Origin of the sequence: Georgenia satyanarayanai (assembly GCF_900116375.1) — a bacterium.
Lineage (GTDB): Bacteria > Actinomycetota > Actinomycetes > Actinomycetales > Actinomycetaceae > Oceanitalea > Oceanitalea nanhaiensis.
This window is the reverse complement of sequence record NZ_UETB01000002.1, coordinates 274,998-290,475: the sequence shown is the minus strand read 5'-3', so window position 1 is coordinate 290,475 and position 15,478 is coordinate 274,998. Positions and strand designations below refer to the sequence as shown.

At 73.0% G+C, this 15,478-nt stretch carries 15 protein-coding genes and 1 tRNA gene; 15 read left to right on the top strand and 1 reads right to left on the bottom strand.

Features of this window, described 5'->3' with window-relative positions:
* The first annotated feature begins 32 nt into the window (after positions 1 to 32).
* The 12 genes from DSZ44_RS05540 (at position 33) to DSZ44_RS05485 (ending at position 11,601) form a co-directional block, all read left to right on the top strand.
* The gene (locus tag DSZ44_RS05540; RefSeq protein ID WP_110851600.1) at positions 33 to 1,580 is read left to right on the top strand and encodes a DUF7059 domain-containing protein; all 1,548 of its coding nucleotides are present in this window, start codon (positions 33 to 35) and stop codon (positions 1,578 to 1,580) included.
* Positions 1,581 to 1,622: 42 nt separating this feature from the next.
* Positions 1,623 to 2,336: a YqjF family protein gene (locus tag DSZ44_RS05535; RefSeq protein WP_110851599.1), complete on the top strand. Its 714-nt coding sequence runs from the start codon at positions 1,623 to 1,625 to the stop codon at positions 2,334 to 2,336.
* Positions 2,337 to 2,408: 72 nt separating this feature from the next.
* Positions 2,409 to 5,132, top strand: a complete 2,724-nt coding sequence (topA, locus tag DSZ44_RS05530; protein ID WP_110851598.1) for a type I DNA topoisomerase — start codon at positions 2,409 to 2,411, stop codon at positions 5,130 to 5,132.
* 1 nt (position 5,133) lies between these two features.
* Positions 5,134 to 5,448: a hypothetical protein gene (locus tag DSZ44_RS18055; protein ID WP_146237483.1), complete on the top strand. Its 315-nt coding sequence runs from the start codon at positions 5,134 to 5,136 to the stop codon at positions 5,446 to 5,448.
* Between the two features lie 9 nt (positions 5,449 to 5,457).
* Positions 5,458 to 6,477 carry a Gfo/Idh/MocA family protein gene (locus DSZ44_RS05520; protein WP_110851596.1) on the top strand — a complete coding sequence of 340 codons (1,020 nt, stop codon included), beginning with the start codon at positions 5,458 to 5,460 and terminating at the stop codon, positions 6,475 to 6,477.
* 133 nt (positions 6,478 to 6,610) lie between these two features.
* Positions 6,611 to 7,240, top strand: coding sequence for a dTMP kinase (gene tmk / locus DSZ44_RS05515; RefSeq protein WP_110851595.1), 630 nt, complete (start codon positions 6,611 to 6,613; stop codon positions 7,238 to 7,240).
* The gene (locus tag DSZ44_RS05510; protein WP_110851594.1) at positions 7,237 to 8,430 is read left to right on the top strand and encodes a DNA polymerase III subunit delta'; all 1,194 of its coding nucleotides are present in this window, start codon (positions 7,237 to 7,239) and stop codon (positions 8,428 to 8,430) included. Before tmk ends, DSZ44_RS05510 begins: the two co-directional genes overlap by 4 nt.
* 10 nt (positions 8,431 to 8,440) lie before the next feature.
* Complete coding sequence (locus tag DSZ44_RS05505) at positions 8,441 to 9,976, top strand: alpha/beta hydrolase (protein ID WP_258369249.1); 1,536 nt, start codon at positions 8,441 to 8,443, stop codon at positions 9,974 to 9,976.
* A gap of 57 nt (positions 9,977 to 10,033) precedes the next feature.
* Positions 10,034 to 10,109 (top strand) — tRNA-Thr (locus DSZ44_RS05500).
* A gap of 28 nt (positions 10,110 to 10,137) precedes the next feature.
* Positions 10,138 to 10,335, top strand: a complete 198-nt coding sequence (locus tag DSZ44_RS05495) for a hypothetical protein (RefSeq protein ID WP_110851593.1) — start codon at positions 10,138 to 10,140, stop codon at positions 10,333 to 10,335.
* Between the two features lie 87 nt (positions 10,336 to 10,422).
* On the top strand, positions 10,423 to 10,764 hold the full coding sequence (locus DSZ44_RS05490) for a histone-like nucleoid-structuring protein Lsr2 (protein ID WP_110851592.1): 342 nt from the start codon (positions 10,423 to 10,425) through the stop codon (positions 10,762 to 10,764).
* Positions 10,765 to 10,863: 99 nt separating this feature from the next.
* Positions 10,864 to 11,601 (top strand): phosphoglyceromutase, encoded by a 738-nt coding sequence (locus tag DSZ44_RS05485; RefSeq protein WP_110851591.1) that lies wholly within the window; start codon positions 10,864 to 10,866, stop codon positions 11,599 to 11,601.
* Between the two features lie 51 nt (positions 11,602 to 11,652).
* Here the strand turns inward: DSZ44_RS05485 and phoU are convergent, their stop codons facing one another.
* Positions 11,653 to 12,330 (bottom strand): phosphate signaling complex protein PhoU, encoded by a 678-nt coding sequence (phoU, locus tag DSZ44_RS05480; RefSeq protein ID WP_110851590.1) that lies wholly within the window; start codon positions 12,328 to 12,330, stop codon positions 11,653 to 11,655.
* 140 nt (positions 12,331 to 12,470) lie between these two features.
* Between phoU and DSZ44_RS05475 the strand changes: the two genes are divergently transcribed.
* The 3 genes from DSZ44_RS05475 to DSZ44_RS05465 are packed head-to-tail and all read left to right on the top strand — an operon-like array spanning position 12,471 to position 15,476.
* The gene (locus DSZ44_RS05475) at positions 12,471 to 13,658 is read left to right on the top strand and encodes a sensor histidine kinase (protein ID WP_220035098.1); all 1,188 of its coding nucleotides are present in this window, start codon (positions 12,471 to 12,473) and stop codon (positions 13,656 to 13,658) included.
* Positions 13,655 to 14,353, top strand: a complete 699-nt coding sequence (locus DSZ44_RS05470; RefSeq protein WP_110851589.1) for a response regulator — start codon at positions 13,655 to 13,657, stop codon at positions 14,351 to 14,353. Before DSZ44_RS05475 ends, DSZ44_RS05470 begins: the two co-directional genes overlap by 4 nt.
* Positions 14,354 to 14,399: 46 nt before the next feature.
* Entirely contained in the window at positions 14,400 to 15,476 is a 1,077-nt protein-coding gene (locus tag DSZ44_RS05465) for a phosphate ABC transporter substrate-binding protein PstS (protein ID WP_110851588.1), read from the top strand.
* The last annotated feature ends 2 nt before the right edge of the window (positions 15,477 to 15,478 follow it).

Genomic DNA, 15,478 nt, shown 5'->3' with positions numbered 1-15,478 from the left:
GTGACGCGGAACACCCCCGTACCCTCGGGTCCATGCCCAGCCCTCGCCCGCCCCGCCTGCCCGCCGCGCTCGCCTACGGCCTGCGCGCCGACCTCGCGGCCGGCTTCACCCGCGCCGCCGTCGACGACGCGCTCGGGCCGGTCGCCGCCGCGGCCCTGCAGCGGGAGGAGCCCGTCGCCGCCCGCCGCGCCACGGAGGGTGCGAGCGAGCCGGCGGCGGTCCTCGCCCGGCTCTTCCTCCTCGGCGTCCCCGTCACCCGGGCGGCACTGGACGCGGCCCTGCCGCGCACGACGACGGCGGGAGCCGCCGTCGTCGGTCTCGTCACCGCGGCGGGGGAGGCCCCCGACGACGAGGTGCGTGCCGCCGTCGACCTCCGGCCCTACGAGGCGAGCGACGCGGCCGGCGAGGCCCGCTGGTGGCTCGCCTCGGACCTCGGTGAGCTCGTGACCGGCCGCAGCCTCCACGCCGACCACGTCCTCGGGATCGGGGGCGCCTCCCTCACGCTGGCTCGTCTCACCGTGCGCGACCACCGGCCGCGGGTCCTGGACCTCGGCACCGGCTGCGGCGTCCAGGCGCTCCACGCGTCCCGGCACGCCGACCACGTCCTGGGCACCGACGTCTCGCGGCGCGCCCTCGACTTCGCCGCCTTCAACGCCGCGCTCGCCGGGACGCCGTTGGAGCTGCGCGAGGGCTCGCTGCTCGAACCGGTCGCCGGGGAGCGGTTCGACCTCGTCGTGTCCAACCCGCCCTTCGTCATCACCCCGCCGGCCGCCCACGCCGCGGGCCTGCCGGTCATGGAGTACCGCGACGGCGCGAAGCCCGGCGACTCGCTGGTCGCCGACCTCGTCTCCGGGGTCGGTGCGCACCTGGCGCCCGGGGGCGTGGCCCAGCTCCTGGGCAACTGGGAGCACCACGCCGGGGAGGACTGGCGCGAGCGGGTGGGCGGCTGGCTGGAGGCCGCGGGCACCGACGGGTGGGTGGTCCAGCGGGAGGTGCAGGACCCCGCCGAGTACGCCCACACCTGGCTGCGCGACGGTGGGCTACGGCCCGGCAGCGCGCTGTTCGACGCCGCGCTGTCCGCCTGGCTCGACGACTTCGCCGCCCGGGGCGTGGAGGCGGTCGGCTTCGGCTACCTCGTCCTGCGCCGCCCGGCCGAGGAGTCCCGCCCGCGCTGGCACCGCGTCGAGGACGTGACGACGCCGGTCCACGGCCCGCTCGGCGGGCACGTCGCGCACGTGCTCGCCACCCAGGAGTGGCTGGCCGCGCACGACGACGCGGCGCTCGCCGCGCAGCGCTTCCGCGTGCCCGACGACGTCACCGAGGAGCGCCACCTGCGCCCCGGTGAGCCGGACCCGCGCGTCCTCCTCCTGCGCCAGGGCGGCGGGTTCGGGCGCACCTACCAGCCGGGCACGCTCGTCGCCGGGGCCGTCGGGGCCTGCGACGGTGAGCTCACCCTCGGCCAGATCGTCGGCGGGCTCGCGGTCGTCCTGGACCAGCCGGCCGACGCCGTCGCCGCCGAGGTGCTCCCGGCCGCCCGCGACCTCCTCCTCGACGGCCTCCTCGTGCCCGCCGACGACTGACCGGGCGGCGGTGGACGCCGCCGGAGGGAGTACGTTCCCCGCATGGACCAGCAGGGCCCGTACACCTTCCGGGCGGTCAACCTCCAGGGGTGGCGCGACCTCACCTTCCTGCACTGGCCCTACGCGCCGGAGGTCGTGCAGGCGCTCCTGCCGGAGGAGCTGAGCGTCGAGACGGTCGACGGCCGCGCCTGGGTCGGCGTCGTCCCGTTCCGGATGGACCGCGTCCGGCTGCCGGGCCTGCCGCCGCTGCCGTACCTCTCCTCCTTCGCCGAGCTCAACTGCCGCACCTACGTGCGCCACGCCAACGGGACGAGCGGCGTCTGGTTCTTCTCCCTCGACGCGGCGCGGCTGTGGATCGTCGCGGCGGCGCGCGTCCTCGGGCTGCCGTACATGTGGTGCCGCGGCAGGGTCGACGGCGATGCGTCCGGCTCGGTCCGCTACCGCAGCGACCGCCTCCTGCCGGGGCGCGCGCCGGTCCGGGTGCGCGCCGAGGTCGAGGTCGGTGAGCCCGTCGGCGACGCCGACGACCTCGCCCTGTTCCTCAGCGCACGGTGGTGGGCCTTCAGCCGGCGGGCGGGCAGGCTGTGGCAGGTTCCCGTGGAGCACCCGGTCTGGCCGCTGCACGAGGCACGCGCCGTCGTCGTCGACGTCGACGAGCTCGTGCGCGCGGCGGGGCTGCCCGCGCCGACAGGTGCTCCGCTCGTCCACTTCTCCCCGGGGGTGGCCACCCGTCTGGGGCTGCCCCGAGCGAGCTGACCCCGGCACCCGCCAGTCCCATCGGGTACCGTCACCCCGACACGCCCCCTGTGGACAGAAGGAAGGTAGGCGGTGACAGGTTCCCGCAAGCTCGTGATCGTCGAGTCGCCCGCGAAGGCGCGCACCATCGGCGGATATCTCGGGCCGGAGTTCGACGTCGAGGCCAGCGTCGGACACATCCGCGACCTGCCTCAGCCCTCCGAGCTGCCCGCCGAGATGAAGAAGGGCCCCTTCGGCAAGTTCGCCATCGACGTCGAGGGCGACTTCGAGCCCTACTACGTCGTCGACGCGGACAAGAAGAAGAAGGTCACCGAGCTCAAGCGCGCACTCAAGGACGCCGACGAGCTCTACCTCGCCACCGATGAGGACCGCGAGGGGGAGGCCATCGCCTGGCACCTCCTCGACGTCCTCAAGCCGAAGGTGCCGGTCAAGCGGATGGTCTTCCACGAGATCACCAAGGAGGCCATCGCCCGCGCGCTGGAGAACACCCGCGAGCTCGACGAGCGCCTCGTCGACGCCCAGGAGGCCCGCCGCATCCTCGACCGCCTCGTCGGCTACGAGGTCTCCCCGCTCCTGTGGCGCAAGGTCCGCCCCCGCATCTCCGCCGGCCGCGTCCAGTCCGTCGCCACCCGGATGGTCGTCGAGCGGGAGCGCGAGCGCATGGCCTTCCGCGCCGCCTCCTACTGGGACGTCAAGGGCACCTTCACCGGCGACGACGGCGGTGGCACCCGTCCCTTCGAGGCACGTCTCGTCGCGCTCGACGGCGCGAAGGTCGCCACCGGCCGCGACTTCGGCGACGACGGCCTGCTCACCGCCGCGGCCCGCAAGAACCAGGTCGTCCACCTCGAGCAGGCCACCGCCACGGCGCTGGCCGAGGCGCTGGAGCAGGCACCCGCACGGGTCGCCTCGATGGAGACCAAGCCCTACACCCGTCGTCCCGCCGCGCCCTTCACCACCTCCACGCTGCAGCAGGAGGCGAGCCGCAAGCTGCGGATGAGCTCCCGGGAGACCATGCGCACCGCGCAGGGGCTCTACGAGAACGGCTTCATCACCTACATGCGTACCGACTCCTCGGCGCTGTCGCAGCAGGCGATCGCCGCGGCCCGGGCGCAGGCGACCGAGCTGTACGGCGCGGACTACGTCCCGGCCAAGCCCCGGTTCTACGCGCAGAAGTCCAAGGGCGCCCAGGAGGCGCACGAGGCGATCCGGCCCGCGGGCGACTCCTTCCGCACCCCCGCTCAGGTGGCCGGCCAGCTCACCGGGGCCCAGTTCCGCCTCTACGAGCTCATCTGGAAGCGCACCGTCGCCTCCCAGATGGCCGACGCCAGCGGCTCCACCGCCACCGTGCGGCTGCGTGCCGACGCCGCGCTGCCCGACGGCACCCGGAAGGCCGAGCTCAGCGCCTCCGGCACCGTCATCACCTTCCGCGGCTTCCTCGCCGCCTACGAGGAGGGCCGCGACGCCGAGCGCTACGCCGAGGCCGGCGCGCAGGACAAGGAGACCCGCCTGCCGCAGCTGTCCGAGGGGGACCCGGTCGGCACCGAGTCCGTCCGCGCCGAGGGGCACGAGACCACCCCGCCGCCGCGCTACACAGAGGCGAGCCTCGTCAAGGTGATGGAGGAGCGCGGCATCGGCCGTCCCTCCACCTACGCGGCGACGATCTCCGTCATCACCGACCGCGGCTACGTCGAGCGCCGCGGTCAGGCCCTGGTGCCCACGTGGCTCGCCTTCTCGGTGGTCCGCCTGCTCGAGGAGTACCTCCCGCGGCTCGTCGACTACGACTTCACCGCCTCGATGGAGTCCGACCTCGACCAGATCGCCGCCGGCCAGGAGGACCGGGTCGAGTGGCTCGCCCGGTTCTACCGCGGTGAAGGGGAGCGCGAGGGGCTGCGCACCCAGGTGGAGGGCCTCGTCGACATCGACGCCCGCGCCGTCAACAGCATCGACATCGGCGAGGGCATCACGCTGCGCGTGGGCCGCTACGGCCCCTACCTCGAGACCACCGAGGAGGAGGGCAAGCGCGCCTCCGTGCCCGACGACGTCGCCCCCGACGAGCTCACCGTGGACAAGGCCCGCGAGCTGCTGGCCGCCAGCGCCGAGGACGGGCGCGAGCTGGGGACCGACCCGGAGACCGGGCACACGATCATCGCCAGGACGGGCCGCTACGGCCCCTACGTCACCGAGGTGCTGCCCGAGCCGGAGGAGCCGGCGGCCGCCGAGGGCGCGAAGAAGCCCGCGAAGAAGAAGGCCGCCCCCAAGCCGCGCACGGCGTCGTTGTTCAAGACCATGCAGCTCGAGACGGTGAACCTGGAGGACGCGCTGCGGCTGCTGTCCCTGCCGCGCGTGGTCGGCACCGACCCGGAGTCCGGTGAGGAGATCACCGCACAGAACGGCCGCTACGGCGCCTACCTCAAGAAGGGCACCGACTCCCGCACGCTGCCCGAGGGCGAGGACCAGATCTTCGAGATCACCCTCGAGGAGGCTCTCGAGCTGTACAAGCAGCCCAAGCGGGGCCGTGGTGCCACCGCCAAGCCGCCGCTGCGCGAGCTCGGCGAGGACCCCGTCAGCGGCAAGCCCGTCGTCGTCAAGGACGGCCGCTTCGGCCCGTACGTCACCGACGGCACGACCAACGCCACCCTGCGCAAGGACGACGACGTCGAGACGGTCACGCCCGAGCGCGCCTACGACCTCCTCGCCGAGAAGCGGGCCAAGGCGCCGGCCAAGAAGACGACCACCCGCAAGACGCCCACCCGCAAGCCCGCCGCCAAGAAGGCGCCCGCGAAGAAGAAGGCCTGACATGGCGTCGTCCTCGCAGCCGACCGTCGACTCCCGGCACTTCGTCGTCATGGCGACGGTCAGCGGCCTCGTGCTCGCCGCCACCGTGCTGCTGTGGGTCGTCGACGTCGTGCCCTTCGGTGTCTTCCTGGGCGTGCTCGTCGCGGTCGCGGTGGCCCAGGCGGTCGTCGTCATGCTGCTCCTGCGGGGCGCGAGGGAGCGTGCGAGCCGCGCCGACCGCCTCCCCGGTGGCGCCTCGACCATCGGCCCGGACAGCCCGGGCGCCCGGTACGGCTACGACCCGATGGGTGACCTCGGCCAGGGCGGACGCCGCTAGCCTCCTCCCATGACCTCGACTCTCGAGCTGACCTCCGCCCCTGACCCCCTCGACGCGCCGCCGCTGCGCTGGGGCATCCTCGGCGCGGGCGGCATCGCCCGCACCTTCGCCCGGCAGGTGCCCGCTCACAGCAGTGGCCGCGTCGTCGCCGTCGGGTCCCGTGACGGCGCCCGGGCCGCCGCCTTCGCCGAGGAGCACGGGATCGACCGCTCCCACGCCGGCTACGACGAGCTGCTCGCGGACGGCGACGTCGACGCCGTCTACGTCGCCACACCGCACAGCGAGCACCGCGACCACGCGCTGCTCGCGATCGCCGCGGGCAAGCACGTGCTCGTCGAGAAGGCCTTCACCCGCAGCGCTGCCGAGGCCCGGGAGGTCTTCGCGGCCGCGGAGGAGCGGGGCGTCTTCGTCATGGAGGCCATGTGGACCCGCTTCCTGCCGCACGTCGTCGCCATCCGTGAGCTCGTGCGCAGCGGCGCCATCGGTGACGTCGTCGCGCTCCACGCCGACCACGGGCAGCGGCTGGACCAGGACCCGGTCGGGCGCCTGCTCAACCCCGCGCTCGCCGGCGGGGCCCTCCTCGACCTCGGCGTGTACCCGGTGTCCTTCGCCCACGACCTGCTCGGCACGCCGGACGGCGTCGTCGCCTCCGGCACGCTCACGGAGACCGGTGTCGACGGCCAGGAGACCGTGCTCCTGCAGTACGGCGCCCGGACGCAGGCCGTGTGCTCCTCGACGCTCTGGGCCGGCACCCCCTGCCGGGCCGCCATCAGCGGGTCCGAGGGCGTCATCACGATCGACGGGCCGTTCTACGGCGCGACGAGCTTCACCGTCACCCGAGGCGACGAGCAGGTCACCGTCCGCCCGCGCCACGAGGGCGGCTTCCAGTACGAGGCCGCCGAGGTCGCCCGGTGCGTCGCCGAGGGCCGCCGGCAGTCGGCGACGATGAGCTGGGACGACACGATCGCCGTCCTGGAGACGATGGACGAGGTCCGCCGCCAGCTCGGGGTCGTCTACCCCGGGGAGTAACAACTCAGCGCTCGGCGGGTGGGGGGCTGGTTCTCCCCGGGTGGGGGGCTGGTTCTCCCCCGGGTGGGGGCTGGTTCTCCCCGGGGTGTGGGCGGTGGGCCGGGGTGCCGGGGGCGCTCGTTAGGCTGAGGCGGTGACGACCCATGCACCGCCCCTGTTCATCGCCCTCGAGGGTGGGGACGGCTCGGGCAAGAGCACCCAGGCCCGGCTGCTGCGGGAGTGGCTCGAGGCCCGGGGGCGTGCGGTGGTCCTCACCCGGGAGCCTGGCGGCACGGACCTGGGTCGCACCCTGCGCCGTGAGGTGCTCCACGGCGAGGACCTCGACCCGCGCACCGAGGCCCTGCTCTACGCCGCCGACCGTGCCCACCACGTCCACACGCTCGTGCGGCCTGCCCTGGCGCGTGGCGCCGTCGTCGTCACCGACAGGTACATCGACTCCTCCGTCGCCTACCAGGGCGCCGGCCGCCGGCTCGGCCGCGAGGAGATCCGCGGGCTGTCGATGTGGGCCACCGGGGGCCTGCTGCCCGACCTCACCGTCGTCCTCGACCTCGACGCCGCCACGGCCGCCGCACGCCGCTCGGGCGAGCCTGACCGCCTGGAGCGGGAGCCGTCCGCCTTCCACGAGGAGGTGCGCGCCGGGTTCCTCGACCTGGCGGCCGCAGAGCCGGGCCGCTACGCGGTCGTCGACGCGTCCCTGCCGCCGCAGGACGTCCACCGCGCCGTCGTCGCGCGCCTCAGCCCGTTGCTGGGGGCCGACCGATGAGCGTGTGGGACGACGTCGTCGGCCAGCGTGAGGCGGTGCAGACCCTGCGCACGGCCGCCGAGGCGGCCCGCGGGATCGCCGCCGGGGGCGACTCGCGCGGGACGGGCATGACCCACGCCTGGCTCGTCACCGGCCCGCCCGGCTCGGGCCGGTCGGTCGCCGCTCGAGCCTTCGCCGCCGCCCTCGCCTGCACCGACCCCCTCGAGGTGGGCTGCGGACACTGCCACGGCTGCACGACCACCCTCGCCGGCACCCACGCCGACCTCCAGGTCATCGCCACCGAGCGGGTGAGCTTCCGCATCGAGGACATGCGCCCGATCGTCTCCGACGCCCAGCAGGCGCCCTCACAGGGGCGCTGGCGGGTCATGCTCATGGAGGACGCCGACCGCATGGTCGAGCGCACCTCCAACGTCCTGCTCAAGGCGATCGAGGAGCCGCCGCCCCGCACCGTGTGGCTGCTGTGCGCGCCGAGCCCGCAGGACCTCATCGCCACCATCCGGTCCCGCTGCCGGGCCGTCTCCCTGCGTGTCCCGGCCGCGGAGGACGTCGCCGAGCTGCTCGTGCGCCGCGACCGCATCGACCCGCGCATCGCCCTCATGGCCGCGCGCGCCGCCCAGAGCCACGTCGGGGTGGCCCGGCGGCTGGCCACCGACCCGCAGGCCCGGGAGCGGCGCCGCGCCATCCTCACCGTCCCGAGCCGCATCCGCGGCGTCGGTGACGCCGTCCTCGCTGCGGCGGACCTCGTCGAGCTCGCCCAGGCCGAGGGGAAGGCCGCCACGGAGGAGCGCGACGCCGCCGAGCGCGCCGAGCTGCTGCGCACGCTGGGCGCCGAGGGCGAGACCCGGCTGCCGCCCGCCGTGCGGTCCCAGGTCAAGCGCCTGGAGGACAACCAGAAGAGCCGTGCCACGCGCGCCCAGCGGGACGTCCTGGACCGTGCGATGGTCGACCTCCTCTCGCTCTACCGCGACGTCCTCGTCGTGCAGCTCGGCGCCGAGGTGCCCCTCGTCAACACCGACCTCGATGCGGAGGTGCGTGCCCTGGCCGGCGACTCCACCGCCGAGCAGACCGTGCAGCGGATGGACGCCGTGGGAACCGCTCGGACCCGCCTCGGGGCGAACGTCGCGCCCCTGCTGGCGGTCGAGGCGATGATGGTCGAGCTCCGTCCTCAGGCGGGCACGGCCCGCTTGTAGAGTGACGCCGGTGAGCCGGATCCTGCGCGCGAGCCTCGCGCTCGTCACCGTGACCGCCCTCGTCGCCTGCAGTGCGAGCGAGGACCCCGACGACGGCGCCACCGCCGAGGAGTCGCGCTCCCCGCGCACCGACGAGCCGATGCCGGAGGTGCCCGCCGGGCTCGAGGACGTCTACGGGCAGTCCCTCACCTGGGAGGAGTGCGGCAACGGCTTCGACTGCACCGACGTCACCGTGCCCCTCGACTGGGAGGAGCCCGACGGCGAGTCGATCACCCTCGCCGTCAAGCGTCGCGCAGCCGGTGACGAGCCGGTCGGCTCGCTCCTCGTCAACCCCGGCGGTCCCGGAGGCTCCGGGGTCCAGCTCGTCGAGTCCGCCCCGCTCATGTTCTCCGCCGACCTCCTCGACGGCTACGACATCGTGGGCTTCGACCCGCGCGGTGTGGGCGCCTCCACCCCGGTGGAGTGCGTGAGCGACGCTGAGCTCGACGAGATCCGCTCGGAGGACTTCGACACGAGCACCGAGGAGGGGCTCGCCGCGTTCACCGCGGCCGCCGACGAGCTCGCCGCGGCCTGCGAGGAGAACAGCGGCGAGCTGCTCGCCCACGTCGACACCGTCAGCGCCGCCCGCGACCTCGACGTCCTGCGCCACGTGCTCGAGGAGCCCCGCCTCGACTACCTCGGCTACTCCTACGGCACCCACCTCGGCGCCGTCTACGCCGACCTCTTCCCCGACAACGTGGGGCGGATGGTCCTCGACGGCGCGATGGACCCCTCGCTGGGCAGCGACGAGATCGTCCGGGGCCAGGCCAAGGGCTTCGAGCGCGCGATCCGCGCGTACGCCGAGGACTGCCTCGCCGGTGACGGCTGCCCCCTCAGCGGGGACGTCGACACCGCCGTCGGGCAGGTCCAGGACCTTCTCGAGCTGGCCTCCCACACACCGCTGGACACGGGAACCGACCGCGAGCTCACCGCCCCGCTCATGTTCTCCGGCATCATCATGCCGCTGTACGACGACGCGTACTGGATGCTCCTCACCTCCGCCCTGGACGCGGCGATGAACCAGCAGGACGGCTCCCAGCTGCTCCTCCTCGCGGACCTCGCCGCCGAGAGGGAGCAGGACGGCACGTACCTGACGAACTCGAACGAGGCGAACATCGCGATCAACTGCATCGACTACCCCGTCGAGGGCGGGACCGAGGACTGGCGCGAGCAGGCCGCCGAGCTGGAGGAGATCTCCCCCACCTTCGGGTCGGCCCTCGCCTACGGGGACGTCACCTGCTCCGCATGGCCGCACGAGCCGCGCGTCGAGCGGGCCCCGGTGGACGCGGCCGGCGCCGGGCCCATCGTCGTCATCGGCACGACCGGCGACCCGGCCACCCCGTACGCGTGGTCCGAGCAGCTCGCCGAGCAGCTGGAGTCCGGCGTGCTCGTCACCTACGAGGGTGAGGGGCACACGGCCTACGGGCGCGCCGGGGACTGCGTGACCGACGCCGTCGACCGCTTCCTGCTCGAGGGCACCGTGCCCGAGGACGGCCTCGTCTGCTGACTTTGGTTCACGGGGCTCACCCCGGTACAGTGGTCCGCGCTGCCCCGCGCGGGCTGCGCCGCCTTAGCTCAGTCGGCAGAGCGTCTCACTCGTAATGAGAAGGTCGTGGGTTCGATTCCCACAGGCGGCTCCACCCCCTCCGGCGGACGTACCATGACCATATGGACTACGTCGTGGCGCTGCTTCCCTCCATCGGACTGGCGATCATCTTCGTCGTCGTGCTGCGCGCCATTCTCTTCGCCGACCGTCGTGAACGAGCGGCAATTCGAGAACTCGAGAAGAAGATGGACAACTCGGCTTCACTCGTCGCACACGACGACATTCCCACGGAGCGTGACAATTCTGATTCGCGGAATTAGTGTGTGCGCATCGCTATTCGGCAGGGGGTAGCGGGAGCGAACATCGCTGCGGCCCTCAGGGGCTGAGAGGTACAGGAAGAGAATCAGATGGTGCAGAAGGTCATGGTCACTCTTATCGACGACGTGGACGGGACTCCGGCGGACGAGACGGTCCTCTTCAGCCTTGACGGTGTGAACTACGAGATCGACCTCACGACCGACAATGCCGCCAAGCTGCGTGACGCTCTCGCCCCCTGGGTGGGTCACGCCCGCCGGGCCGGCGGACGACGGACGAGCGGGGGCGCCCGCTCGGGGCGTCGCTCGAGCGGCGGCGGTGGGAGCAACGACGCCGCGAAGGTCCGCGAGTGGGCCCGCGCCAACGGTTACACGGTCTCCGACCGCGGCCGTATCCCGGCCGAGGTCACCGAGGCCTACGCCAAGGCGAACTGACGCGACAGGGCCACGGACCAGCCGGTCCGTGGCCCTCTCACGCGTCCACGGGACGAAAGGCACCGCGACGCTGCGGCCGCCATGGGTGATGATGGGGACATGACATACACCCTTGTGCTGCTCCGTCACGGCGAGAGCGACTGGAACGCGAAGAACCTGTTCACCGGTTGGGTGGACGTCCCGCTCTCGGAGAAGGGCACCGAGGAGGCGCTGCGCGGTGGCGACCTCCTCGTCGACGCCGGCATCGAGCCCGACGTCGTCCACACCTCCCTTCTCCGCCGGGCCATCATGACGGCGAACCTCGCGCTCGACCGCGCAAATCGTCACTGGATTCCGGTCAAGCGCCACTGGCGCCTCAACGAGCGTCACTACGGCGCTCTGCAGGGAAAGAACAAGAAGGAGATCCGCGAGGAGTACGGCGAGGAGCAGTTCATGCTCTGGCGCCGCTCCTATGACGTCCCGCCGCCGGCCATCGAGCCGGGCTCGGAGTTCTCCCAGGACACCGACCCGCGTTATGCCGGTGAGCCCATTCCGGCCAGTGAGTGCCTCAAGGACGTTCTCGAGCGCGCGCTGCCGTACTGGGAGTCCGACGTCGTCCCGGACCTCAAGGCCGGAAAGACCGTTCTCGTGGCCGCGCACGGCAACTCGCTGCGCGCGATCATCAAGCACCTCGACGGCATCGACGACGACACGATCTCCGGCCTCAACGTGCCCACCGGCATCCCGCTCCTGTACGAGCTGGACGAGGACTTCAAGCCGACCACCCCCGGTGGCCGCTACCTCGACCCGTCCGCTGCGGAGGCGGCGATCGCCGCGGTCGCCAACCAGGGCAAGTAGCACCAGGTACGACGAAGGGGGCCGGCCTCAGCCGGCCCCCTTCGTCGTACGTCAGCGCTCGCCGGCGGCGTCGTCGCGGGCGACGGAGTTCGTGAGGTCACCGGTGACGAGGTAGCTCGTGCGGCGGGCCACGGAGACGCCGTGGTCGCCGAAGCGCTCGAAGTAGCGGCCCAGGAGCACGCCGTCGACCATCTGCTGCTTGGTCATCTCGACCTCGGGGTCGAGGAGGATCGTGAAGGTCTGCTTGTGCAGGGCGTCCAGCGCGTCGTCGTCACGCTCGACGCCGGCGGCCAGCTCGAGGTCGCGGGTCGCGAGGAGGTCGCTGACCTGGTGGGCCACCTTCGTCGCGGCCTCGCCCATCTGGGCGAAGATCTCCTGCATGGCGGGGCTCGGCGCCACCTCGGGGTAGCGTCCACGGGCCACGTAGGCGATGTGGCGGGCGAGGTCGCCCATCCGCTCGATGGTCGCCGACATCCGCAGCGCCGCGATGACGACGCGCAGGTCGGTGGCGACCGGGGCCTGGCGGGCCAGCAACGAGATGCACTGCTCGTCCAGGCTGCGCTCGATCTCGTCGATCTGCTCGTCGGCACGGATGACCTGCTCGGCCAGCTGGAGGTCGGCGGTCTGCAGCGCGGTGGAGGCCTTCTCGATCGCGTCGATGACCAGCCGGCTCATCCGCTGGAGGTCCTCACCGACCTGGGCCAGCTCCTGCATGAAGATCTCGCGCACGTTCGCTCTCCTCGGTCTCGTCGTGATCCCACCGTAGCGTTCCAGGGGACGGTGAACGACAGGTGGCGTCTCGGTGAACGGCAGGGGGTCCGCCCGGACGGCGGGGCTCGCGGGCCCTGGAGGGGCTTACGCTCGGACACGTGGAGGGGATCTGGCCGATCGTCGTCGGCACACTGGTAGGGATCGCCGTCGGCGCCCTCGTCCGTGGCGTCCTCGCCGGGCGAGCACGCCGCGCGCCGGCCGTGGTGCCGAGCGCGGAGGGCGTGAGCAAGGACGCTCGGGAGATGCTGCGGGCGCTCACGTCCACGGTCCTCGTCCTCGACGCGAACGGTGGTGTCCTCCAGGCCAGCCCCTCGGCCTACAGCTACGGCCTCGTGCGCTCGGGACGCGTCGTCTCGCCGGCCGTCACCGAGCTCGTCGAACGCGTCCGCGCCGACGGTCTGCCGCACGAACGAGAGCTCAGCCTGCCGCGTGGGCCGCTCGCCGGCGCGGGGGAGATGATCTTCCAGCTGCGCGTCGTGCCGCTCAGCGAGGGCCGGGTCCTCGTCGTCGGGGACGACCACACCGCCTCCCGCCGGCTGGACCAGGTGCGGCGCGACTTCGTGGCCAACGTTTCCCACGAGCTCAAGACGCCCGTCGGGGCCCTCGCCCTGCTCAGCGAGACCGTGGAGGAGGCGGCCGACGACCCCGTGGCCGTGCGCCGCTTCACCGCCCAGATGCGGCGCGAGTCCCGGCGACTGACCGCGCTCGTCCAGGAGATCATCGACCTGTCCCGGCTCCAGGAGCCGGACGCTCTGGTGAACTCCGAGCTCGTCGACGTCGACGCCGTCGTCGCCGAGGCTGCCGACCGGGTGCGCGTCGAGGCGGAGTCGCGGCGCATCACCCTCGCCGTCGGCGGACAGGGCGGCCTGCACGTCTTCGGCGACGCCGATCTCCTCACCACGGCGGTGCGCAACCTGCTCGACAACGCGCTGCGCCACTCCGACCCGCTCGGACGCGTGTCCGTGGGCACCGCACGCGACGGCGACAAGGTGCGCATCGCCGTCGTCGACCAGGGCGAGGGGATCCCGGCCGCCCAGCAGGAGCGGATCTTCGAGCGCTTCTACCGCGGCGACCCGGCCCGCGCCCGCCGCACCGGCGGGACCGGCCTCGGCCTGAGCATCGTCAAGCACGTCGCCGCGGACCACGGCGGCGAGGCGGAGGTGTGGTCAAAGCCGGGTGCCGGCTCGACCTTCACCCTCGTCCTCCCGCTCGCCGACCCCCCGACGACGGCGTCCCCCACCGATCCCGCCCCGCCCCCTGCGACAGGAGTGCCGAGACAACCATGACCACGATCCTGCTCGTCGAGGACGAGGAGTCCTACCGCGAGCCGCTCACCTACCAGCTCGAGCGCGACGGGTACGAGGTCGTCGCCGTCGACAACGGCCTGGACGCGCTGTCCGCCTTCGACCGCGCGAGCCCCGACCTCGTCCTCCTCGACCTCATGCTGCCCGGCATGTCAGGGACGGAGGTGTGCCGCGAGCTGCGCCGGCAGGGCAACACGCCCGTCATCATGCTCACCGCCAAGGACGACGAGTTCGACAAGGTCCTCGGCCTCGAGCTGGGCGCCGACGACTACGTGACCAAGCCCTACTCCTACCGTGAGCTCGTCGCCCGCGTCCGGGCGGTGCTACGGCGGGGGAGCGAGGCCGGCAGCGAGGAGTCGGCGGGCGTGCTCGAGGTCGGTCGGGTGCGGATGGACGTGGGGCGCCACGAGCTCGTCGTCGACGGCGAACCGGTGCGGATGCCGCTGCGGGAGTTCGAGCTCCTCGAGGTGCTCATGCGCAACGCCGACCACGTCCTCACCCGCGGTCAGCTCATCGACCGCGTGTGGGGCGCGGACTACGTCGGGGACACCAAGACCCTCGACGTCCACGTCAAGCGGATCCGGGCGAAGATCGAGCGGGACTCGTCCTCGCCGGAGATGCTCCTCACCGTCCGCGGCCTGGGGTACAAGCTCGTCGCACCGGGGCAGACCCCGTAACCTGTCGTTCTGCTGCTGGACGCTCAGCGACACGACAGGGGACGGGATGATCAAGGGCACGGGACGACGACTCGCGGCCGGGGCGGCGGTCCTCGCGGTCGCCGCAACCGCGTGCGGCACGGACAGCACCTCGATCGCCGGTGCCGGCGCCTCCTCCCAGGAGATCGCGATGCAGGCCTGGCTGGCCGGCCTGCACGACCTGCGGCCCGAGATCCTCGCCTCCTACGACCCCACCGGCTCCGGTGCGGGCCGCGAGATGTTCATCACCGGTGCCGTCGACTTCGCCGGGACCGACGCCCACCTCGACGAGGAGGAGGCGGCGGAGGCCGAGGAGCGCTGTGAGGGCGGGGAGGTCCTGGAGCTGCCGCTGTACATCTCCCCGATCGCCGTCGCCTACCACCTGCCCGGGCTGGACGTGGAGCACCTCCAGCTCGCGCCCGAGACGATCGCCGGGCTGTTCGACGGCCGCATCGAGCGGTGGGACGACCCTGCCATCGCCGCGACCAACCCCGGCGTCGAGCTGCCCGACCTGCCGGTCGTGCCGGTCAACCGCTCCGACGACTCCGGCACCACCGAGAACTTCACCGAGTACCTCGCGCAGGCCGGCGGCGCGGCCTGGCCGCACGAGCCGAGCGGCACGTGGCCGCGCGCGGGCACCCACTCGGGGCAGCAGAACGTCGGCATGGTCTCGACGCTCGAGGCCGCCGAGGGGACCATCGGCTACGTCGACGCCTCCCAGGTGACCGAGGACCTCGGCACCGTCGCTGTGGGCGTGGGTGAGGAGTTCGTGCCGTTCTCCCCGGAGGCCGCGGCCGCCGTCGTCGACGCCTCCCCGCCCGCGGAGGGCGCGAGCGACACGCGGCTCATCATCGAGCTCGACCGCGCCACCGACGCCACGGGCGCCTACCCCGTCGTCCTCATCTCCTACACGATCGCCTGCACCCGCTACGACACCGAGGAGAAGGCCGAGTCGGTGCGCACCCTGCTCAGCTACATCGCCAGCGAGGAGGGTCAGGCGCGCGCCGCCTCACCGGAGGTGGCCGGTGCGGCGCCCATCTCCGCCGGCCTGCGGGAACGGGTCATGGCCGCCGTCGACCGGATCGAGGGACCGGCCGCCGGCTGACG